Below are 20,633 nucleotides of genomic sequence, written 5' to 3' on the forward strand. Positions count from 1 at the left end.
CGGCCGTCTGGCGCCCTCACCGGGGCGACGGTTAATCTCGTGCCCATGCTCACGCTGACGGCTGCCGCGCGCACGGACGTCGGCCGGGTCCGCTCCTCCAACGAGGACAGCATGCTGGTGACCGACAGCTTCGTCGCCGTCGCCGACGGGCTCGGCGGGCACGCCGCCGGCGAGGTCGCGAGCCGGATCGCGGTCGATCGGCTCTCCGAGCTGGCCGGTGGCGGGCCGGTGCATCCCGATGACGTCGCCGCCGCCATCGCCGACGCCAACCAGCGCATCATCGCCGCGGTGCTCGCCCATCCCGAGAACGAGGGGATGGGCACGACCGTCACCGGGCTCGGCATCGTCGAGCTCGGCGGCGCGCCGCACTGCGTCGTCTTCAACGTCGGCGACTCCCGGGTGTACCGCTTCGTCGGTGACGCGCTGGAGCAGGTGACCGTCGACCACAGTGAGGTCGAGGAGCTGCGCGCGGCCGGGGTCATCTCGGCCAGCGACGCCGCAGTCCATCCGCGGCGCAACGTCGTCACCCGATGCCTGGGCAGTTACCCGGCGCCGACGCCGGACCTCTGGGTCTATCCGCCGGCGGCGGCCGAGCGGTACGTCATCTGCTCCGACGGCCTGACCAACGAGGTCGGCGACGACGACATCGCGGTGGTGCTGCGCCGTCACGCCGAGCCCGAGGCTGCCGCCGCCGCACTGCTGGAGCAGGCGTTGGAGGCCGGCGGTCGGGACAACATCGCGGTCATCGTCGTGGATCTCGCGAGCGTGGACGGTCAGTCGATCGATGTCGACACGGTGCCCCGCGCCCGCGCCGGCGACGCCTGACGAGCAGCGAGGAACCCATGACGGTCTCCCCTCATGCGCCGGCGGGCGCGACCCCGCCCACCTACCTGCCGGGGAAGTGGCTGGCGCTGGTCGTCGACGACCTCGCCGTGCTCGCCGAGCTGGCCCCGGAGAGCCGGCTGCTCACCTCGTGCTGGACAGCCGCGCTGAGCGGGCAGGGTCTCGACGCCGTCGTCCAGGTCCTCGCCGGAGCGCAGCCGCAGGGCGCGGCCGGCTTCGTGGTGGCCCAGCGTCGCGTCGAGGGCACCCGGGTCGTCGTCGCCGGCAGCGGCCGGGCTGAGGTTGACGGGACCGTGGTCCGCAGCACCGACTCCTCCCCGGCGGAGCAGCGCTTCGCCGGTGCCGCAGCGGTGCGTCTGCTCGCCGGCGACGGGGTGAGCGGTGTCGCCGTTCTGCCCCTGCTCCGCGGCATCGCCGCGGCCGGCGCGGTGGGTCTCGGGACGAGCGCGGCGTCGCCTGAGCAGCAGCCGTCCCGGCCCGCCGAGGCGCCGGCGCCGGTGCCGCGGACGAGCACCGACACCATGCCGCCGCGGTCGGTCTACGACTCCGGGATCATCGAGTCACTGCCGTGGCGCGGCACCGCGGAGCAGCCCGCGTCGCCGCCTGCCCCGCCGGTGCCACCGGCCGCTCCCGAGCCCGCCGCGCCGCGGGCCGGGCACGACGCCGACCCGTTCGGGGCGGCCCGGGCCCACCCGCAGAACCCCTGGGCGCCGGTGCCCGCCGCCCCACCGGCGTGGGCCGATCCCGGACCCCCACCGTCCCCGCCCGTCGCCGGCCAGCCCGGCCCCCCTGTCACCGGCCGGCCCGGACCGCCGGTCGGGCATCCGGCCGCCGCGGTGCCACCGAGCCCGTGGGCCCCCGGCGGCGTCCCCGCCGGGCCGCCTGCTGGCCCGCCCACCAGTCCGTTCGGCGGCCCGCCCACCGGTCCGTCTGCCGGTCCGTCCGGCGCCCCGTCGGCGGAGCAGGAGCCGGCCGCCGCCGCGGTGACCGGGCCGGAGGAGGGCGTCGGCACCGTCGTCCACGCCTTCGCCTGCTCGCGCGGTCACCTGAACCCGCCGTACGCGGGGACCTGTCGCATCTGCCACGAGCCGCTGCCGCCGCAGGAGGGCTTCGCCGCGCCCCGGCCGTCCCTGGGGGTGCTACGGCTCTCGACCGGTGACACCGTCACCCTGGACCGTGACGTCGTCCTCGGCCGCGCGCCGTTCCACGCCGACGAGAACGCCGCCTCCCGGCCGCACCTGGTGCAGCTGAGCAGCCCGGGCAACGACATCTCGCGCAGCCACGTGCGCGTGAACCTGGAGAACTGGTTCGTCCAGGTCACCGACCTGGGGTCGACGAACGGCACGGTCGTCACGCTGCCCGGCCAGGCGCCGGTGCGACTGCGGCCGCACGATCCCTTCACCATCCTGCCGGGCACCACGGTCACCATCGCCGACGAGGTCACGCTGCGTTACGAGGTCACGTGACGCAGCCGGCCCCGGAGCTCCCCGGCTACCGGTTCGAACGGGTGCTGGGCTCCGGCGGGCAGTCCGACGTCTTCCTCTACCGGCAGGCGCTGCCGAGTCGGCTCGTCGCCGTCAAGGTGCTGAAGAACTCGAGCCTGGGGGAGGCGGAGCGTCGCCGCTTCACCGCCGAGGCGAACGCCATGGCGGGACTGGCTGACCACCCCAACATCGTCCCCGTCTTCTCGGCCGCCCTCAGCGGTGACGGCCGCCCCTACCTCGTCATGCAGTACTACTCGCAGCCCAACCTGTCGGTGCGGGCGGCGAGCGAGCGGTTGGGTATCCCCGAGGTGCTGCGGGTCGGCATCCAGATCGCGAGCGCCGTGGAGACCGCGCACCGGGCCGGCATCCTGCACCGCGACATCAAGCCCGCGAACCTGCTCATCAACCAGTACGGCGCGCCGGGCCTCGCCGACTTCGGCATCGCCGGACAGCTGGCCGATCTGGACGACGACGAGGACACCGGTGTCTCGGTGCCGTGGGCCGCGCCCGAGGTGCTGTACGCCACCGGCCCGACCAGCGTGCAGTCCGACGTCTACTCGCTCGCCGCGACGCTGTGGCACCTGCTGGTCGGCCGCTCGCCCTTCGAGGACCGGGGCGGGGACAACTCCGCGTTCGCGATCATGCGCCGGGTACGGGACACGCCGGCACCGCCGACCGGTCGGCCCGACGTCCCGGATTCGCTGGACCGGCTGCTCCGGCAGGCGATGAGCAAGGACCCGGTGCGGCGGCCGGCGACCGCTATCGAGTTCGCCCGGCGGCTGCAGGCCGTCGAGCAGGAGCTCCACCTGCCGCGGACGCAGATCGTCGTCACCGTCGACGACGGTGGCGGCGACACCGGGGAGCCGCCGCCGGAGAACTACACGACGGCACCGCCCACCGTGGCGCGGCCGCTGTCGGTGACGCCGCAGGCGCCGCTGGCCGGCGGGCCCGTCCCTGCGGCCGCGCAGCTGCCCACCCGGGTCCGGCCGGATGCGATCGCGGCGCAGGGACCGGTCCGCTACTCGCCGGGCACGGCGACCTCGGGGCCGCACGCGCCGTCGGTGCGGTCGTCGTCACCGGCGTCGGCGTCGTCCTCGGGGGAGACCGAGCCGCCGCGCCGGCGTGTCGGTGCGCTCGTCGCGGCGGTGATCGCCGCCGTCGTCGTGGTGGGCGTCGGGGTCCTCGCCTTCGCCCTCGCCGGCGGACGGGAGGATCCGCGGCCGACGAACACGCTCAGCAACGACCCCGGCACCCAGGACGCCGGACTCCCGGGCGAGAACGTCCCGCCCGGCGTGCCGGCGGTGTCGGGCGTGCGGCGCGGGGACAGCGTCGTCTTTCGCTGGAGCTACGACGCCCGCCGCGCCGACGACACCTTCCAGTGGCGTGAGACGACCGGCTCCCGGCGGACGGGGACGGCCACGGCGCCGACGGTGACGGTCCCCGCGACCGGCCGTGCCTGCCTGCAGGTGCGCGTCGTCCGGGCCGATGGCACGAATGCGTCCGCTACCTTCTCCCCGGAGGGATGTGTCTCATGACCGATTCGACCGGAGCTCCGACCGGCAGCAATCCGACCTCGTCTGCCAGCGCGCCGGACGACGGCGTCCGCATGCCCGAGCTGACCGTCGAGTTCTGCGGCGAGGAGTTCGCGGTGACGCCCGGCGAGCCGTTCGTCATCGGCCGCGAGGGCGAGCTCGAGATCGACGACAACCCCTACCTGCACCGCCGGTTCCTGCAGATCCACGACAACAACTCGCTGTGGTGGCTGAACAACATCGGAGGCGCCATCACCGCCACGGTGGCCGACGAGCAGGGCTCGATGCAGGCGTGGCTGGCCCCCGGTGCGCAGCTGCCCATCGTCTTCGACAAGACCGTCGTCTGGTTCACCGCCGGCCCCACCACCTACGAGTTCAGCATCCAGGTGCGCGAGTCGCCCTTCACCTCGGTGCCGGAGCCGACCAGCGACGTCAACGGCACCGAGACGATCGGACCGATGACCTTCACCCCGGATCAGCACCTGCTGATCCTGGCGCTCTGCGAGTCGATGCTGCGCGACGGTGCCCGCGGCGCCGGGAGCATCCCGAGCTCGGCCGATGCCGCCCAGCGGCTGGGCTGGAAGATCACCAAGTTCAACCGCAAGCTCGACAACGTCTGCGAGAAGCTGACCAAGGCCGGCATCCGCGGCCTGCACGGCGGTCCGGAGAAGCTCGCCGTCAACCGGCGGGCCCGCCTCGTCGAGTACGCCCTCGCCGCGCGCCTGGTGAACCGTGACGAGCTCGACCTGCTCGACGGACTGGCCGAGTCCGGCGGCGACTGACGCCGTCCCGGCCGTTGCCCGACGGCCCCTGCGCACCCGTCCACGTCGGCCTGCGCGCCCCGTCCACGCCGGCCCGCGCACCCCGTCCACGCCGGCCCGCGCGCCCCGTCCACGCCGGTGATCAACAGGCGGTTTCGGCCGCTCCAGCGACCAAAAGCGCCTGTTGATCACGACGCAGGGCGGGCGGGGACCGAAGCAAGGGCGGTCGGCGGCGCACCCCGTCCGATCCGGTGATCAACAGGCGGTTCCGGCCGCTCCAGCGACCGAAAGCGCCTGTCGATCACGACGCAGGGCAGGCGGATCAGTCCAGTTCGAGGACGAGCCGGAGTGCCGCGTCGATAGCCTGCAACTCGGCGAGGGTCACGCGTCCCGCGAAGTCACCGAGACGCTCCGGGGCGACTGCCGCGAGTTGTTCGGTCAACACCCGGGTTGTCTCGTCGCCGATGCTGATCGAGGGGCGAAAGATGCTCGTGGCGGCCGACCGGGACGTCGGGACGACCAGCAGCGTGGAGAGCGGTAGATCGTCGGACTGCACGACGACGGCGTAGCGCGACCCCTGCTGCTCGTGCCCGCGGGCATGGCGCGGTGCGCGGAGCCGGTGGACGTCACCACGCACGCAGGTGGTCCATGTCGTCCAGCACGCGGCGAGTCTCGGCGAGGTCGGCCGGATCTTGGGCGAGGGACAGCGCCTCGCGACGCATCTGCTCGCGCCGGCGAAGCCGCACGGCATCGACGAGGGCCTGACGAATGGCCTCGGAGACCGTCGAGCCGTCGGCGGTGAGTTCGGCGAGGGCACGATCCGACGAGGCGTCGGTCCGGAAGTTGACGACGGTCATGGTGCGATTGTAAGACGCTCCGTAAGACGCAGGCATCCACCCGTACTCGGCGGTCGATCGTCCGGATCGGCCGGGTTACGGTATGTCTGCCATGTACGGCTGACGTGTGGTGACCGGAGACGGAGGTGCGCGGCGATGACGCCTGCCAGCTGGCTGCGTCGCCATCGGTCCGCGACGGTCATCGCGGTCGTCGCGGCCCTGGTGGCGGGCCTGGTCGTCGCGCTGGCGCTGCGCTCGCGGGGATACGAGTCCCGCCGGGTGGACCTCAACGACGGCGGCATCTGGGTCACCAGCAACGCCGACGGGCTCTTCGGCCGGCTGAACAAGCCCGCCGGCTCCCTGGACCTGGCGCTGAACCCACCCGGTGGCGCGCAGGGCAGCTACCGGCTCGACGTCCGGCAGTCCGGTGCGGCGGTGGCCGCCTGGGACCAGGGCAGCGGCAAGCTGCTGCCGGTCGACGTCGCCGCGGGCAAGGCCGACGACGACCAGGCCGTCCCGGTCTCGGCCGACGAGGACGTCGCGCTCGGCGGCGGCACCGTCGCCGTTCTGGACCCCGCCGTCAACAAGGTCTGGGCCACCCGCGTGGACGAGACCCGCTCGCTCGGCAGCCTCGCGCCGGTCGACCCGTCGGCCAAGCCGGCGTTCGTCTTCCCGAAGCGGGACGTGGCCGATGCCAAGCGAGGCGCGCTCGCGGTCGGTGACGACGGCACCCTCTACGCCGCGAACAGCGCCGGGGACCTCGCCGTCGCGGCGCCCGCGGACGGCAAGTTCGCCAAGCCGGACTTCGAGCGTGTCGCCGGCTCGCTGACCTCGGTGCAGGTCACCGCGGTCGGCTCGACGCCGGTGGTGCTGGACGCGCAGCAGGGGACGCTCTACCTCCCCGGCGGCCGCAGGGTGAAGGTCGCGACCGATGTCGATTCCCGGCTGCAGGAACCCTCCGCCGAGGGGAACGCGGTGGTCGTCGCCACTCGCAGCTCGCTGCTGTCGGTGCCGCTGGCCGGCGGCACACCGACCACGCTCTTCTCAGGCGCGGCCGGGCGTCCCGCCGCGCCGACCTGGCTGGGCGACTGCGTGCACGCCGCCTGGGCCGGGACGCCAGGCGTCTACGCGCGGGGCTGCGGCGGCGAGGCCGCTCGTCGCATCGGACTGCCCAACGCCCGCGCGCTCGAGGACCCGGTGTTCCGCGTCAACCGCGGCTCGATCCTGCTCAACGACCTGTCGCTGGGCAACGTCTACGACCTCGACTCGTTGCAGGAGGTCGACAACTGGTCCGCGGTGAAGCCGCCGCCGCTGGTGAAGCCCAGCAAGAACGACCGCAACAACCGCAACAGCGTCGCCGCCCGCGACCAGCCGCCGAAGGCCGTGGACGACACCTGGGGTGCGCGGCCCGGCCGGACCACCGTCCTGCACGTCCTGGACAACGACAGCGACCCGCAGGGCTCGATCCTCTCCATCGCCCGGCTCGGCCCCGTCGACGACTCGGCCGTCACCGCAGCGATCTCGCCGGACGGCCAGTCGGTGGCGGTGACCCTGCCCGGCACGGGCGCGCGGGACGTGTCGTTCAAGTACACGATCGACAACGGCAAGGGGCTGACGGCCCAGGCGACCGTCAACGTCCAGGTGCGCCAGCCCGGCCAGAACGAGGCGCCGAAGAAGCGCGTCGGCTTCGTGCAGAAGTCCTTCACGACCAGCGCCGGCGGCACCCTCGACCTGCCGGTGCTGGACGACTGGCGCGACTTCGACGGCGACCCGCTGGTCATCACGCAGGCCAGCGTGGAGGGCCAGGGCGGCAGCAGCGGCGCGGTGACGGTCGCGCCGTCGGGACGGTTGAATTTCGTCGCTTCCGCGGCAGGCGGCTCCGCGGCGATCTCCTACTCGGTCTCGGACGGGCAGGCGGCGCCGGTGGCGCAGCGGGTGCCGATCACCGTCCTCAAGGCGACCTCGGACCAGACCGCGGCGCCGGTCGCCCAGCCCGACATCGCGCGCGGTCAGGTAGGCAAGCCCATCACGCTGGAACCGCTGGCCAACGACCTCCCCGGCGCGGATCCCACGAACCCGAACGCGGCGCTGGCCATCGCCGGCACCATCCCGAACCCCGCCGGGGCGAAGGTCACGACCGACCTCAAGAGCGGCACCGTCACCGTCGTGGCCACGCGGCCCGGCACCTTCGCGCTGAGCTATACCGCGGCCTACGGCAATGCGAAGTTCTCCCGCGCGCCCATCCGCATCGACGCCGCACCCGCTCCGCGCAGCGCGCTGCCGCCGGTGGCCGTACCCGACACCGGGGTGCTCTACGGGCAGACCGCCACCACCACCGACGTCCTGGCCAACGACTACGACCCGGCCGGCGGCGTCCTCGTGGTGCAGCGGGCGGTGGCCGAGGATCCCGACCAGCTGCAGGTGTCGATCATCGCCGGCCGCTTCCTGCGCGTCGGCGCCAAGACTCCGGAGCTGGCGACCAACCCGCAGACCGTCCGCTACACCGTGACCAACGGGGTCGCCGCGCCGGTGACCGGCGAGCTGACCCTGACGCAGGTCGCGCCGCCGCGGGACACCACCCCGCTCGCCCTCGACGACTACGCCACGGTGCGCTCGGGGGATTCGACCCTGGTCCCCGTGCTGGACAACGACATCGACCCGGCCGGCGCCAGCCTCGACCTGCTCGACGACGTCCCCGGTGCCCCCGCCAGCGGCGCGCTCACCGTCACCGGGACCGACGGCGCCCGCGGCAACCTCGGCGCCGCGTGGGTATCGGACAAGCTCGTCCGCTACGCGGCGCCCGTGGTGACGCGCCCGACCGACGTCACCGTCACCTACGTCGCCCGCAACCCGGAGGGACGGCGCGCGACGGGAACGCTCCACGTCACCATCACGCCGCCGCCGTCGGCCGCCAATCCGGACCAGGCCCCCGCTGCCGCGCCGATCAACTCGCGCGTGGTCAGCGGGCAGACGCTACGGATCAAGATCCCGACGACCAACGTCGATCCCGACGGGGACACCGCCAACGTCATCGGCCTCGCGGCGGCGCCCACCCTCGGCCGGGTGATCGCCATCGGCGCGTCGACGATCACCTACGAGGCGTTCCCGACGGCCTCGGGCACCGACCGCTTCGGCTACATCATCAGCGACCGCTTCGGTCGCACCTCCAGCAGCACCATCGCCGTGGGCGTCGCCCAGGTCTCCGACCCGCAGCCGCCCACTGCCGTGGACGACACCGTCCTCGCGCCGCCGAACGCCAAGGTGCGCGTGGACGTGCTGGCCAACGACGTGATCGCGCCCGACGACAGCGTCGCGCTGGGCGATCTCGGTGAGCTCAATCCCGACTTGCCGACCTCGGTGAAGCGCATCGCCGAGGACGGTCCCATCCAGATCACCGCCCCGCCGCGCGACGGGCAGTCCGTCAACGTCCTCTACTCCGTCACCGACGGCGCCGGGGACCCGTCGATCGCGACCGTGACGCTGCGCAGCCAGGCCGGCTACGTGCCGCCGCCGACCGTGCAGGACGCCTCGGCCGAGCTCAAACCGGGCCAGCCGACGACCACCGTCGACGTCCTCGCCACCGCCACCGATCCGCAGCGCCTGCCGCTGCGGGTGGCGAAGGTGTACCGCGCGGGGGCGGTGGTTCAGGGCGGGAAGGTCACCGTCCCGGTCACCAACCAGGTGCAGAACATCGTCTTCAGCGTCGCCAACAGCCAGGGCGCCACCGCGGCGGGCGTGATCCACGTGCCGGCGCAGGGCACCGGCATCCCCTACCTGCGCGCGAACAAGCTGATCACCCTCGGCGTCGACCAGAGCAAGACCATCGACATCGCCGACTACGTAATCGACCCCGCCGGCAAGCCGCTGCGGCTGACCACGGCCGACAAGCTGACCACCGCCCCCGGCAGCGGGCTGCAGCTCACCAGCCCGTCGCCGACCCGGCTCACCGTCACCGGCCGGGACGGTTACAACGGTCCCGGCGCCATCACCTTCGAGGTCACCGACGGCACCTCGCTCAACGATCCGGCCGGACGCATCGCCCTCATCACCGTCCAGGTCCAGGTGGGGCCGAACACCCCGGTGATCCGCTGCCCCTCCGCGCCGCTGACCGTCGTCGAGGGCGGCCCGGACCGCCGCCTGGACATCGCGTCGCTCTGCCACGTCTGGCTCGCTGATCGCTCGCAGCTGCGCTCGCTGGACTTCACCGCGTCGTGGTCCAAGCAGCCGCAGGACGTCGACATCCTCGGTCAGAAGTCCTCGGTGATCGGGCTCCGCGCGGGGACGTCGGCCAAGCCGGGCGAGACCGGGTCGCTGCGCATCGCCGTCGACGGCAGCCGGGCGGCGCCGTCCACGCTGAACGTCGTCATCGGCAAGCTCGGCCGCGCCAGCATGAGCCCGATTCGCATCGACGGCTTCAAGGCCGGCTCGACCGCTACGCGCGACATCCGGGGCTCGGTCGACTCGCCGCTGCGCGACCCCCGCATCTCCATCGTCCGGATTACCCAGGCCAGCGGTGAGCGTGCGAGCGTCACGTCGTCCGGCTCGGTCGCCCGCATCACGCCCGGTGCTCGCAGCAGCGGCATCATGACCTTTGACGTGGTGGCCACCGACGTCCCGGACCGCGGCCGCACCGACCGGCAGTTCTCCGGCCGCATCACCCTCGAGGTGCTCAACGTCCCCGATGCCCCCGGCACCCCGCAGGTGGGACGGACGGTGCTGAGCGAGAGCGTCGTGCTGTCGTGGTCCACCCCCGCCGACAACGGCGCGCAGATCGACCGCTACCAGGTCGACTACGCCGGCGGCTCGCAGACCTGCGCCGCCTCCCCGTGCCGCGTGACGGGGCTGACCAACGGCCGGGACTACACCTTCACCGTGCGGGCCCACAACGCCGTCGGCTTCTCGCGAGCCAGTCCGCGCAGCCCGGTGGCGACGCCCGACAAGCTCCCCGCCGCGGTGACGAGCCTGCGCACCGCCAACCCGCAGGACGGCCGCGTCACCGTCTCGTGGACGCCGGTGAACAACGGCGGCAGCGCGCCGACCAAGTACCGGGTGAGCTGGTCCGGGGGCGGCTCGGCGACGGTCGACGGATCGGCGCGCTCCGTCGTGGCCACCGGCCTGAACAACCACAACGTCTACACCTTCACCGTGGTGGCGGTGAACCAGCTCGGTCCCGGCCCGGCCGTCAGCACCCGGGGACAATCCGCCGGCACTCCGGGTACGCCGAGCGAGGTCGACGTCAGCTACGCCGACAGTGCCGGCACCGACACCCGCGCGACCCGGGTGAGCTGGAACGCCAGCGACGCCAACGGTCCGACGCCGGCCACCTACACCGTCACCCGCGACGGCCAGCCGATCTGCCGGAACACGACCGGTACCTCCTGCACCGACACCCCGGCAACGGGACGGAGCTACACCTACCGCGTCGTCGCCAGCAACGGCGCGAACAAGCAATCCGCCGCCGGCACCAAGACCTTCGACGTCGCCGGCACCCCGGACACGCCGGGTGACGTGCAGGCCGCGCCGACGCAGCGGGACGGGGAGGTGACGGTCCGGTACACCGTCCCCAACGCCCGCGGGAAGTCGCCGCGCGTTGAGTGGAGCGCAGGTGGCCAGAGCGGGACCTGGAGCGATCTGCCCGCCGCCGGCGCCACCGACACCCGGACCATCTCCGGCCTCGCCAACGACGCCGACATCACGGTGACCCTGCGCGCCTGCAACGCGCAGAACATCTGCGGCGGTCCGGCGTCCAGCACCACACACACCAACGGCCCGCCCTACGCCCCGAACGTGAGCTGCACCCGCAACGGCAACACCATCACCTGGAACTGGAACCGGCCGAATGCGATCAACGGCCACCGGGTCACCAGCTTCCAGCTCGGTGACACCTCGAACCAGAAGGTCACCGGCACCAGCTACTCGGAGTCCTTCGCGGCCAACGGCAACTCCCACCGGCTCACGGTCCAGTCCATCGACGACCGGAACGAGGCCGGCGGAACGGGCTCGGACACCTGCAACGCGGCGCCACCCCCGCCGCCACCGGACCCGCGGACCTTCGACGTGCGGATGGGTGATCACACCACCGGTGCCGGCTGCAGCTCGGGCTGCAGCTTCCTGGCGATCCGCTTCTCCGGGTTCCCCGCCAATCAGACCTGGCGCGTCTACTTCACCGCGGATGACGGCTTCTCCCGCAACTACTCCTTCAACACCGGGGACGGCAGCGGCAGCCCGCAGTTCACCGGGTACTGGGGCGCCCCGGACAGCGGCGGCCGCGGCACCGTGAGCGCCTACGCCCAGAACGGCAACACCGTGACCGACACGGCCAGATGTACTGGCGACTGGAAGAACACCGGAGGCTGCCAGTGAGCACCCCTGACCCGGCGAGCTGGTTCTCGCAGACCTTCCGGCTGATGGCCGACAACATCGGCCAGGCGGTGAAGGGCAAGGAGCGCACGATCCACTACGCGCTGACCTGCCTGCTCACCGAGGGACACCTGCTGCTCGAGGACTACCCCGGCACCGGCAAGACCATGCTGGCCAAGGCACTCGCGGCGACGGTGAAGGGCAGCCACAGCCGCGTGCAGTTCACCCCGGACCTGCTCCCCTCCGACGTCACCGGCGTGACGATCTTCGATCAGCAGCAGCAGCGCTTCCAGTTCCACGAGGGGCCGATCTTCGCCACCATCGTCCTGGCCGACGAGATCAACCGCGCCTCGCCCAAGACGCAGTCCGCGCTGCTGGAGGTGATGGAGGAGGGGCGCGTCACCATCGACGGCGTCGGCCACCCGGTGGGGCGGCCGTTCATGGTCATCGCGACGCAGAACCCGATCGAGCAGGCGGGCACCTACCGGCTGCCGGAGGCGCAGCTGGACCGCTTCCTCATGAAGACCTCGCTCGGCTACCCCGACCACGACGCCACCGTCGCCGTGCTCGCCGAGTCGGCGACCCGCGACCGCAGCGCCACCATCGAACCGGTGATCACCGCCGACGTGGTGGCCCAGATGGCGGGATTGGCCGACCACGTCCACGTCGACCCGGCCATCCTCGGCTACGTCAGCCGGCTCGCCGAGGAGTCCCGCGCCCACGGCAGCGTCAAGCTCGGCCTCTCCGTCCGCGGCTGCCTGGCGCTGGTGCGCTGCGCCAAGACGTGGGCGCTGGCCTCCGGGCGCAACTACGTCGTCCCCGACGACATCAAGGCGCTCGCCGTCCCGGTGATGTGCCACCGTGTGCTGCTCGACGCCGAGGCGCAGTTCGGCGGGACCACCGTCGACGACGTCATCGGCCAGATCCTCGACGCGGTCGCCCCGCCGTCGCAGCGGGTGGCGTGACCGGGACGTGAGCGACAGCCCCAGCGGCGGCATCACCGGCAGGGTCGCCCGTGCCGGCAGCACCGCCACCGAGACGGTGCGCCGGGCGGCGTCGGTGGTGGTGCCACGCGCGACGCCGCTGCTCAAGACGGTCAGCCCGCTGGGCTGGTCGGTGCTCGGTCTCGGCGTCGCGGGCTGGGCCGTCGGCTGGTGGCTCGGCTGGGCCGAGCTGATCGTCGTCGCGCTGGCCTGCCTCTTCACGGTCGTCATCTGCGTCCTGCTGACCCTCGGCCGCACCAGGCTGACCGTCCGCCTGGAGCTGAACCCGCGCCGCGTCGTCGCCGGGAGTCCCGCCGCCGGCCGGATGCTGGTGAGCAACAGCTCCCGGGCCCGGTTGCTGCCGGTGGTGCTGGAGCTCCCCATCGGGGTGTCGCGCACGCAGTTCCCGCTGCGCCGGCTGCGGATGGGGGAGGTGCAGGAGGAGCTCTTCTCGCTCGCGACCACCCGGCGCGGTGTCGTCCCCGTCGGACCGGCGACCACCGTCCGCGGCGACCCCTTCGGCCTGCTGCGTCGCACGCTGCCGTGGAGCCCGGTGATCGAGCTCATGGTCCATCCCCGGACGGTCGCGATCGACTCGCTCGGTGCGGGGGTGCTGCGCGACCTGGAGGGGCAGACGACCAACGAGGTGTCGACCTCCGACCTCGCCTTCCACACGTTGCGCGAATACGCGCCCGGCGACGACCGCCGCTACATCCACTGGCGGTCCTCGGCGCGGGCGTCGGCGCTGAGCGGCGAGAGCACCCTGCTCGTCCGGCAGTTCCTGGACACCCGCCGCTCGCATCTCTGCACGGTGGTGGACGGGCGCCGGGACGCCTACCTCGACGAGATCGACTTCGAGACCGCGATCTCGGTCGCCGCGTCGGTCGTCCGGCGGGCGTACGAGGAAGACGTCGACACGACCGTCCTCGCCGCGCAGAGCGTCTTTCGCAACGCCGACAGCGGTGCCGCGCTGGCCATGGACGCCTTCTCGCGCGCCGAACTCGGGCAGTCCACCTCGCTGTCGACGATGGCGCGGCATGCCGTCCAGCTCGCTCCCGACACCACCGTCGCCGTGATCGCCACCGGTGCCCGCACCGACTTCGCGCAGCTGCAGCGCGCGGCGATGTACTTCCCGGCCGAGGTCAAGGTGGTCGCGGTCCGGGTCGACCCCACCGAGCCGGCCGGCCTCACCGAGTTCCCGAACCTGCTCGTGCTGAGCCTGCCGCAGCTCTCCGGGCTGCGGGCGCTCCTCTCCGGACCGGGACGGTGACGCCACCGTGTCGCTGACCCCGCCCGAGGAGACCCGTGCCTCGGCCCGGCACGCCACCGGAGGTCGGCGCAGCCCCCGCGAGCTCGCCGCCGACCCGCGGGTGGATCCCGACGCCCGTCCCGCCCTCGGCGTCCGGGGGCTGGTCGATCTGGGCTTCGCCCTCGTCCTCACCGCGGTCGCGCTCTACGGCTTCCGCAGCACCTTCAGCGGCCGGCAGTACCTCGTCGTCGGCTTGGTGGCCGCGCTGCTGGGGGCGGCGATCCCGACGGTGCTCACCCTGCTGCGCCGCCCCGCCTGGCTCGCGGCCCCGCTCGCGGTCGTCGGGTACTACCTCTTCGCCGGCGTGGCGGTCTTCCGTGACAACGCGCTTGCCGGCGTGCTCCCCACCGGCGAGGTGCTGCGCGAGGCGAGCACCGTGCTGGCCTCAGGCTGGAAGCAGCTGCTGACGACCTTGCCCCCGGTGGCCGGGGACGGCCGGCTGCTGGCCATCCCCTACCTGCTCGGGCTGCTCTCGACCTGTCTGGCCACCACCTGCGCCCAGCGCACGCGCAACCGGCTGCTGCCCGTGGTCCCGCCCAGCCTCGTCCTGTTCGCGGTCATCCTGCTCGGCACGGCGGCGCCCGCGGCCCGGGTGTGGCAGGGCATCGTCTTCGGCGCCGTCCTCATCGTCTGGGCGGCGGTCCGGCGGCCGGGGTCCAAGCCGATCACGGTGCGGGTGACGCCGGGCGGTCCGCAGCGACTGGTGGTAGGAGCGCTGGTGCTCGCCCTCGCCGGGGTGGCGGCCGCGCTCGTGCAGCCGCACGTCGCCGGCAGCGACCGGCACCGGGTGGTGCTGCGCGACTACGTCAAGCCGCCCTTCGACATCGCCGCGTACGCCAGCCCACTCGTCGGATTCCGCAAGTACACCAAGAGCGCGAAGCTGCTCTACAACCAGACGCTCTTCACCGCCTCCGGCCTCCCCGCGCGGACGCCGGTGCGTATCGCCACCCTCGACGACTACGACGGCTCGGTCTGGGGCGCCACCAACGCCACCGTCCCGACCGCGCCCGGTGAGCCCATCGACGCCTTCCAGCGCGTCGGGTCGCGCATCGACGGTGCCGGTGGCGGCAGGACCGTCCGCGCGACGCTCCGGATCGCCGCGCCCTACGCCGCGGCCAGTGACGTCAACGCCTGGGTGCCGGGCGTCGGGACGCTGCGCTCCATCAGCTTCCGGGGAGCCCGCGGGGCCGAGCACGCCGACCAGTTCCGCTACAACCTCGCCACGGCAGCCGGCGTGACCTCGGCGCGACTGCAGTCCGGTGACCGCTACGCGCTGACCGGGGTGGTCAGCCCCGACGCGCTCCCCGCCGACGCCGTCGCCGCCGGCGAGCCGACCCTGGACTCGTCGGTGCTGTCCTTCGTCGGTGCGCGGGCCACCCAGTGGTCGGCGCGGGCCGAGAACCTGCGCGACCAGATCGTCGCGGTCGGCCGGTACATGCGGCAGAACGGTGCCTACAGCGATGGTGGTCCCGGCGAGACGCAGTACCTGCCGGGCCACAGCACCGGCCGGCTCACCGCCTTCCTCAACGCGCCGCAGCTGGTGGGCGACGACGAGCAGTACGCCGCCGCGTACGCCCTGATCTGTAACTTCCTGGGCATGCCGGCGCGGGTCGTCCTGCTCGCCGAACCCGATGCCGGCGGGGTGGTGCGGGGCCGCAACGTCCATGCAGCCGTCGAGGTCCACGTGCGCAGCGGATCGCGGACCGAGTGGGCCCTGATCCCGCGCACCCGCTTCATGCCCGACGAGAACAAGAAGCCGAACAAGCAGCCGCCGCAGACCATCCAGGACGCCGAGGCCGCCATCGTGCCGCCGCCGAATCCGGTGCAACCGCCCAGCACCCTGGACGAGCCCGACCGGCCCGACCAGAACACGCAGAAGCTGGGCAAGGTCCCGCAGGACAAGCCGGGAGCGCTGTCCGGCTGGTTCGGCGTCGTGGTCCGGTGGGTCGTGTTGCCGCTGCTGGTGATCGCGCTGCTTTGCGGCGTGATCCTGGGCATCAAGTGGCGACGCCGCACGCTGCGCCGCACCCGCGGTCACCCCGCCAACCGCTTCGACGCAGGGTGGCGTGAGTACGTCGACGCCGCCCGCGACCTGGGGGCCGGGGTGCCCGGTGGACGGACCCGTCACGAGCAGGCCGAGGTCCTGGCCGAGCGACCGTTGGGACGGCAGGCGACCCTGCTCGCCGACCGCGCCGACGCCGGTGTCTTCGGTCCCGGTGACCCGCCTGCCGAGGCGGCCGCCGCCTACTGGCGCGAGGTGGATGCCGCCCGCCGGGCGATGGCCCGCGACGCCGGCCGCCTCGGTCGGCTCCTCGTCGCCCTCAACATCCGCTCGCTGCGTCCGGCCCGGACGGCGCGCCCGTGACCGAGCCGCCCGACTTCACCTACTCCAATGTCAGCACCCGCGAACGCGGTCCGCTGCTGCGCCTGGCCGGACGCGTCGTGCGCGGCATCGCCGAGGTCCACGAGCAGGGCCGTCCTTACGCCGAGGCGTGGCGTCGGGACAACCTCGCCGCCCTCGCCGGCTCCGGACCACTGTGGATCGCCCTCGGTGACTCGCTGACGCAGGGGATCGGGGCGCCGTCCCACGACGCTGGCTGGGTGAACCTCGTCCGGGAACGGCTGGCGGCGGCCGGCAGGCCGTACCGCCTGGTGAATCTGGCCACCAGCGGCGCGCGCACCGACGACGTGCTCGAGCGGCAGCTGCCTGCCCTCGAGTCGCTCCCCGCGCCTGACCTCGTCACGCTCATGATCGGCTCGAACGACCTCATGTCGCCGGGGCATCGCCGCGTCCTGGCCGACAGCTTCGCCGCCCTGCTCGACGGACTGCCGACGGGGTCCTACGTGGCGACGCTGCCGAACCCGTCCCGTGCGGCCGGCGCCGCGAACCGCCTGCTCGCCGAGCGAAACGCGGCCGGCCGCATCCGCATCATCGAGATGCGCGACCGCCGACTCCGGTCCTGGCGGGGACGGCTCGCGGCCGACTACTTCCACCCCAACGGAGCCGGGTACGCCGCCATGGCCGAGGTCGTCGGCGACGTCCTGCTGGGCCGGACGAGTCGTGACGACGGCGGTTAGGGTGGCGGCGTGACCGGCGCCGACGTCCCGTCCATCTCCACGCCGCAGCCGGTCACCGACGAGGTGGACCGCGCCCTGGTGCTGGCGCTCCGCGCGGACGGCCGGGCCACGCTCAAGACGCTGGCCGAACGCACCGGGTTGTCGGTGTCGGCGGTCCAGGCCAGGGTGCGGCGACTGGAGACCTCCGGCGTCATCCGTGGCTACAGCGCCCTCGTCGCCCCGGAGACGCTCGGGCTGCCGCTGGCCGCCCTCATCTCCATCACCCCGCTGGACCCGGGCCAGCCGGACGACGCCCCGGAGCGGCTGGCCGACATGGCCGAGATCGAGGCGTGCCACTCCGTGGCCGGCGACGACGCCTACGTGCTGCTCGTCCGGGTGGCTTCGCCCACCGCGCTGGAGGAGCTGATCCGCGAGATCCGCCGTCGTGCCCATGTCACCACCCGCACCACCGTTGTGCTGCAGACTTTCTTCGACAGACCCGCTACGCCGAAATAATTCCTGTACCGGGGGACCGTTCACGGAATTCTCACGGTACGGTGACGGCATGACGATGCTGCGATCGGTCGACACCTCCGACCTCACCCCGGCCCGCGTCCACGAGACGATCGCCAACCACATGCTCGCCGACGGCTTCGACATGGTCCTGGACCTCGACCGTTCCCGCGGTGCCACGCTGATCGATGCGCGCGACGGCAGCGAGTACCTGGACCTCTTCACCTTCTTCGCCTCCTCTGCGCTGGGGATGAACCACCCCGCGCTGAGCAGCGACGAGGCCCGCGCCGAGCTCGGCGCCGTCGCCGTGAACAAGCCCTCCAACTCCGACGTCTACACCGTGCCGATGGCGCGCTTCGTCGAGACCTTCGCCCGCGTCCTCGGCGACCCGGCGCTGCCGCACCTCTTCTTCGTCGACGGCGGCGCGCTCGCCGTCGAGAACGCGTTGAAGGTCGCCTTCGACTGGAAGTCGCGCTGGAACGAGGCTCACGGCATCGACGCCGCCCTCGGCACGAAGGTGCTGCACCTGGAGAAGGCCTTCCACGGCCGCAGCGGCTACACCATGTCGCTGACCAACACCGACCCCAACAAGGTTGCCCGCTTCCCGAAATTCGACTGGCCGCGGATCCCGTCGCCGTCGATCAACGGCACCTCCGGGGGTGTCGCAGGCGTCGAGGCCGCCGAGCGGACCGCGCTCGCCGCCGCCCGCGCCGCCTTCGAGGCGAACCCGCACGACATCGCCTGCTTCATCGCCGAGCCGATCCAGGGCGAGGGCGGCGACAACCACTTCCGTCCGGAGTTCCTGCAGGCCATGCAGGCGCTGTGCCGCGAGTTCGACGCGCTCTTCGTCATGGACGAGGTGCAGACCGGCGTGGGCCTCACCGGCACGGCGTGGGCCTATCAGCAGCTTGGCGTACAGCCGGACGTCGTCGCCTTCGGCAAGAAGGCCCAGGTCTGCGGCGTGATGGCCGGCGGCCGGGTCGACGAGGTCGCAGACAACGTCTTCGCGGTGTCGTCGCGGATCAACTCCACCTGGGGTGGCAACCTCACCGACATGGTGCGGGCCCGTCGCATCCTCGAGGTCATCGAGCAGGACGGCCTCGTCGAGCGTGCCGCCGCGCTGGGGCAGCACCTGCTCCACGAGCTCACCGCGCTCGCCGAGAAGCACGACATGGTGACCGAGGTCCGGGGCCGTGGCCTGATGTGTGCGATCACGCTGCCCTCGCCCGAGCTCCGCGACGAGGTCGTGACGCGGCTGCGCGAGGACGAGCACGTGCTCGTCCTTGGGTGCGGCACCGCCGCCCTGCGCGTGCGGCCGTCACTCACCGTCGGCGTGGCGGAGATCGACCGGGGCCTTGCCGCGCTGGATCGGGTGCTGACCGCGCTGGCCTGAACTTCAGTCGGCAACTTCAGTCGGCCAGCTGGTCGCGCAACCGCTGCCGCTTCTCGTAGAGGGGCTGCAGCAGCGCCTCGTTCTCCTGCGCGTTGGTGAGGGCGGCGGCGACGTCCTCGTTGTCCTGGGCGCCCACGTCCTCACCGCCGACCTGCTCGTAGGCCGCGTCCGCCTCACCGCCGAGGGCCGCGATTTCGCGGTTCAGCTCGTCCAGCTGGCCGCGCACGTCGTCCTTGTCTGCCACCGGTTCGTCCCCTCTGTCGTGAACATCTCTCCGCAAGACCCTTCCCCGCTGCTGCATCCGGGGCACGCCTTCGAGCAGAGAGAGTCTTCCGACGACGAAGGGAATCCCATGACCGACCCGAACGTGACCAAGGTGGCCGAGCTGGCCAAGGACATCCGCATCGCCATGCTCACGACCGTCGGCAGCGAGGGTCACCTCACCGCGCGACCGATGGCCCAGCAGCGGGTCGAGTTCGACGGCGATCTGTGGTTCTTCGTGGAGGCGGACTCGCGCACCGCGGCGAATCTGAAGGCGAACGACACCGCGGGCGTGACGCTGAGCTCCGACAGCACCTGGATCTCGCTCTCGGGCACCGCCGAGGTCGTCCGCGACGTCGCCAAGGCCAAGGAGCTGTGGAACCCGTGGGTCGAGGCGTGGCTGCCGCAGGGTCCCGAAGACGAGAACGTGGCGCTGATCAAGTTCAGCGCCGAGTCCGCCGAGTACTGGGACACCCCGGGCGGCAAGGTCGCCTCCATCGCCAGCTTCGTCAAGGCGAAGCTCACCGGCAAGCGCTACTCCGGCGGCGAGAACGAGACCGTCGACCTCCCCGGCTGAACCCCGGGTGTCTTGCGCTCGGGTAGCGCCGCTGCTGCGCCGAGTGGTCGAAAATCACCCCCAGTGGTCGCTGGACCAGCGACCACTGGACGTCGAATTCGACCACTCGGCGAGGGAGGTGGGGTTGGTTTCCGCGGCACGGCCGAAGGGGTAGGGCTAGGCCATGTGCTGCACCCACCTCACCCCCGGCCACGCCGCGTGAGCATCACGCGGTCGGCGCTGGCCGGGCTTGCCACCGGCGGCCGGACCTTCAGCGCGCTGGCGGCACTCACCGCGACCGTCCCGCCCGGCACCACCGCCGAGCCCGATGCCACGCTGGCCAAGACGCAGACCCAGGCAGTCCTGGCGCTGCTGGCCAGCGGTGAAGTCATTGCCGACAAGCTGCCCTTCGCGCCGAGTCGTCTCGAATTCCCCGGCATTCACGGCCGGGTGCTCTTCGGTGCAGCCTGCGGCGTGATCATCGCGCGGCGGAGCGCGCGCTACGTCCCGGCCGACACCGAACCGGGCGCTGCCGTCGCTCCGGGACGGCCGGGTTCTCCCGCCCCCGCTCAGGTGGCCGCGTGCGCCGTGGTCGGCGCCGGCTCGGCGTGGCTCGGTTCGGTAGTGGGTCACCGCTTCCGTGGCTGGGCGGCCTCACGTCTCGGTCACGACTGGATCGCGGCACTGCTCGAGGACGTCGCCGTCGCCGGCCTCACCTCCGCCGCGGTCGGCTGACCCCACCGAT

At 72.7% G+C, this 20,633-nt stretch carries 16 protein-coding genes; 13 read left to right on the forward strand and 3 right to left on the reverse strand.

Translation table 11 applies throughout. From position 1 onward, the window contains the following. Positions 1-45: 45 nt before the first annotated feature. Genes AC0NZQ_RS10665 through AC0NZQ_RS10680 form a run of 4 tightly spaced genes read left to right on the forward strand, consistent with a single transcriptional unit; the run spans position 46 to position 4,641 of the window. Positions 46-825, forward strand: a complete 780-nt coding sequence (locus AC0NZQ_RS10665) for a PP2C family protein-serine/threonine phosphatase (protein ID WP_474529803.1) — start codon at positions 46-48, stop codon at positions 823-825. A 17-nt stretch (positions 826-842) separates the two neighbouring features. Beyond that, positions 843-2,309: an FHA domain-containing protein gene (locus AC0NZQ_RS10670; protein WP_474529804.1), complete on the forward strand. Its 1,467-nt coding sequence runs from the start codon at positions 843-845 to the stop codon at positions 2,307-2,309. Further along, positions 2,306-3,862 carry a serine/threonine-protein kinase gene (locus AC0NZQ_RS10675; RefSeq protein ID WP_474529805.1) on the forward strand — a complete coding sequence of 519 codons (1,557 nt, stop codon included), beginning with the start codon at positions 2,306-2,308 and terminating at the stop codon, positions 3,860-3,862. Before AC0NZQ_RS10670 ends, AC0NZQ_RS10675 begins: the two co-directional genes overlap by 4 nt. Then, positions 3,859-4,641 (forward strand): hypothetical protein, encoded by a 783-nt coding sequence (locus tag AC0NZQ_RS10680; RefSeq protein WP_474529806.1) that lies wholly within the window; start codon positions 3,859-3,861, stop codon positions 4,639-4,641. Before AC0NZQ_RS10675 ends, AC0NZQ_RS10680 begins: the two co-directional genes overlap by 4 nt. Before the next feature lie 301 nt (positions 4,642-4,942). On the opposite strand, the gene AC0NZQ_RS10685 is transcribed toward AC0NZQ_RS10680, so the two are convergent. Continuing rightward, the gene (locus AC0NZQ_RS10685; protein WP_474529808.1) at positions 4,943-5,257 is read right to left on the reverse strand and encodes a type II toxin-antitoxin system PemK/MazF family toxin; all 315 of its coding nucleotides are present in this window, start codon (positions 5,255-5,257) and stop codon (positions 4,943-4,945) included. Next, positions 5,247-5,477, reverse strand: a complete 231-nt coding sequence (locus tag AC0NZQ_RS10690) for a hypothetical protein (RefSeq protein ID WP_474529809.1) — start codon at positions 5,475-5,477, stop codon at positions 5,247-5,249. The genes AC0NZQ_RS10685 and AC0NZQ_RS10690 overlap by 11 nt, the downstream gene beginning before the upstream one ends. Before the next feature lie 135 nt (positions 5,478-5,612). Here AC0NZQ_RS10690 and AC0NZQ_RS10695 point away from each other — a divergent pair, with 135 nt between their 5' ends. The 7 genes from AC0NZQ_RS10695 to lat are packed head-to-tail and all read left to right on the forward strand — an operon-like array spanning position 5,613 to position 19,071. Continuing rightward, positions 5,613-11,819, forward strand: coding sequence for an Ig-like domain-containing protein (locus AC0NZQ_RS10695; RefSeq protein ID WP_474529810.1), 6,207 nt, complete (start codon positions 5,613-5,615; stop codon positions 11,817-11,819). After that, positions 11,780-12,781 carry an AAA family ATPase gene (locus AC0NZQ_RS10700; RefSeq protein WP_474529811.1) on the forward strand — a complete coding sequence of 334 codons (1,002 nt, stop codon included), beginning with the start codon at positions 11,780-11,782 and terminating at the stop codon, positions 12,779-12,781. The genes AC0NZQ_RS10695 and AC0NZQ_RS10700 overlap by 40 nt, the downstream gene beginning before the upstream one ends. A 7-nt stretch (positions 12,782-12,788) precedes the next feature. Then, entirely contained in the window at positions 12,789-14,069 is a 1,281-nt protein-coding gene (locus tag AC0NZQ_RS10705; RefSeq protein WP_474529812.1) for a DUF58 domain-containing protein, read from the forward strand. 7 nt (positions 14,070-14,076) lie between these two features. Further along, positions 14,077-16,473 carry a transglutaminase domain-containing protein gene (locus AC0NZQ_RS10710; protein ID WP_474529813.1) on the forward strand — a complete coding sequence of 799 codons (2,397 nt, stop codon included), beginning with the start codon at positions 14,077-14,079 and terminating at the stop codon, positions 16,471-16,473. Continuing rightward, entirely contained in the window at positions 16,470-17,186 is a 717-nt protein-coding gene (locus AC0NZQ_RS10715) for an SGNH/GDSL hydrolase family protein (protein ID WP_474529814.1), read from the forward strand. The genes AC0NZQ_RS10710 and AC0NZQ_RS10715 overlap by 4 nt, the downstream gene beginning before the upstream one ends. A gap of 9 nt (positions 17,187-17,195) precedes the next feature. After that, a complete protein-coding gene (locus tag AC0NZQ_RS10720) occupies positions 17,196-17,681 on the forward strand; it encodes an Lrp/AsnC family transcriptional regulator (protein WP_474529815.1) in 486 nt (161 codons plus the stop codon). A gap of 55 nt (positions 17,682-17,736) precedes the next feature. Further along, the gene (gene lat, locus AC0NZQ_RS10725; RefSeq protein ID WP_474531369.1) at positions 17,737-19,071 is read left to right on the forward strand and encodes an L-lysine 6-transaminase; all 1,335 of its coding nucleotides are present in this window, start codon (positions 17,737-17,739) and stop codon (positions 19,069-19,071) included. A gap of 16 nt (positions 19,072-19,087) precedes the next feature. Here the strand turns inward: lat and AC0NZQ_RS10730 are convergent, their stop codons facing one another. After that, positions 19,088-19,315: a hypothetical protein gene (locus tag AC0NZQ_RS10730; protein ID WP_474529816.1), complete on the reverse strand. Its 228-nt coding sequence runs from the start codon at positions 19,313-19,315 to the stop codon at positions 19,088-19,090. Between the two features lie 108 nt (positions 19,316-19,423). Between AC0NZQ_RS10730 and AC0NZQ_RS10735 the strand changes: the two genes are divergently transcribed. Further along, positions 19,424-19,909, forward strand: coding sequence for a pyridoxamine 5'-phosphate oxidase family protein (locus tag AC0NZQ_RS10735; RefSeq protein WP_474529817.1), 486 nt, complete (start codon positions 19,424-19,426; stop codon positions 19,907-19,909). Between the two features lie 198 nt (positions 19,910-20,107). Next, on the forward strand, positions 20,108-20,623 hold the full coding sequence (locus tag AC0NZQ_RS10740; RefSeq protein WP_474529818.1) for a hypothetical protein: 516 nt from the start codon (positions 20,108-20,110) through the stop codon (positions 20,621-20,623). The last annotated feature ends 10 nt before the right edge of the window (positions 20,624-20,633 follow it).

This window comes from Jatrophihabitans sp. sgz311053, assembly GCF_056135305.1.

Bases quoted from the DNA above. Each gene is read 5' to 3' on its own strand.
- AC0NZQ_RS10665 (WP_474529803.1), top strand. From the start codon at position 46: ATGCTCACGCTGACGGCTGCCGCGCGCACGGACGTCGGCCGGGTCCGC.
- AC0NZQ_RS10670 (WP_474529804.1), top strand. From the start codon at position 843: ATGACGGTCTCCCCTCATGCGCCGGCGGGCGCGACCCCGCCCACCTAC.
- AC0NZQ_RS10680 (WP_474529806.1), top strand. From the start codon at position 3,859: ATGACCGATTCGACCGGAGCTCCGACCGGCAGCAATCCGACCTCGTCT.
- AC0NZQ_RS10690 (WP_474529809.1), bottom strand. From the start codon at position 5,477: ATGACCGTCGTCAACTTCCGGACCGACGCCTCGTCGGATCGTGCCCTC.
- AC0NZQ_RS10695 (WP_474529810.1), top strand. From the start codon at position 5,613: ATGACGCCTGCCAGCTGGCTGCGTCGCCATCGGTCCGCGACGGTCATC.
- AC0NZQ_RS10700 (WP_474529811.1), top strand. From the start codon at position 11,780: ATGTACTGGCGACTGGAAGAACACCGGAGGCTGCCAGTGAGCACCCCT.
- lat (WP_474531369.1), top strand. From the start codon at position 17,737: ATGCTGCGATCGGTCGACACCTCCGACCTCACCCCGGCCCGCGTCCAC.
- AC0NZQ_RS10735 (WP_474529817.1), top strand. From the start codon at position 19,424: ATGACCGACCCGAACGTGACCAAGGTGGCCGAGCTGGCCAAGGACATC.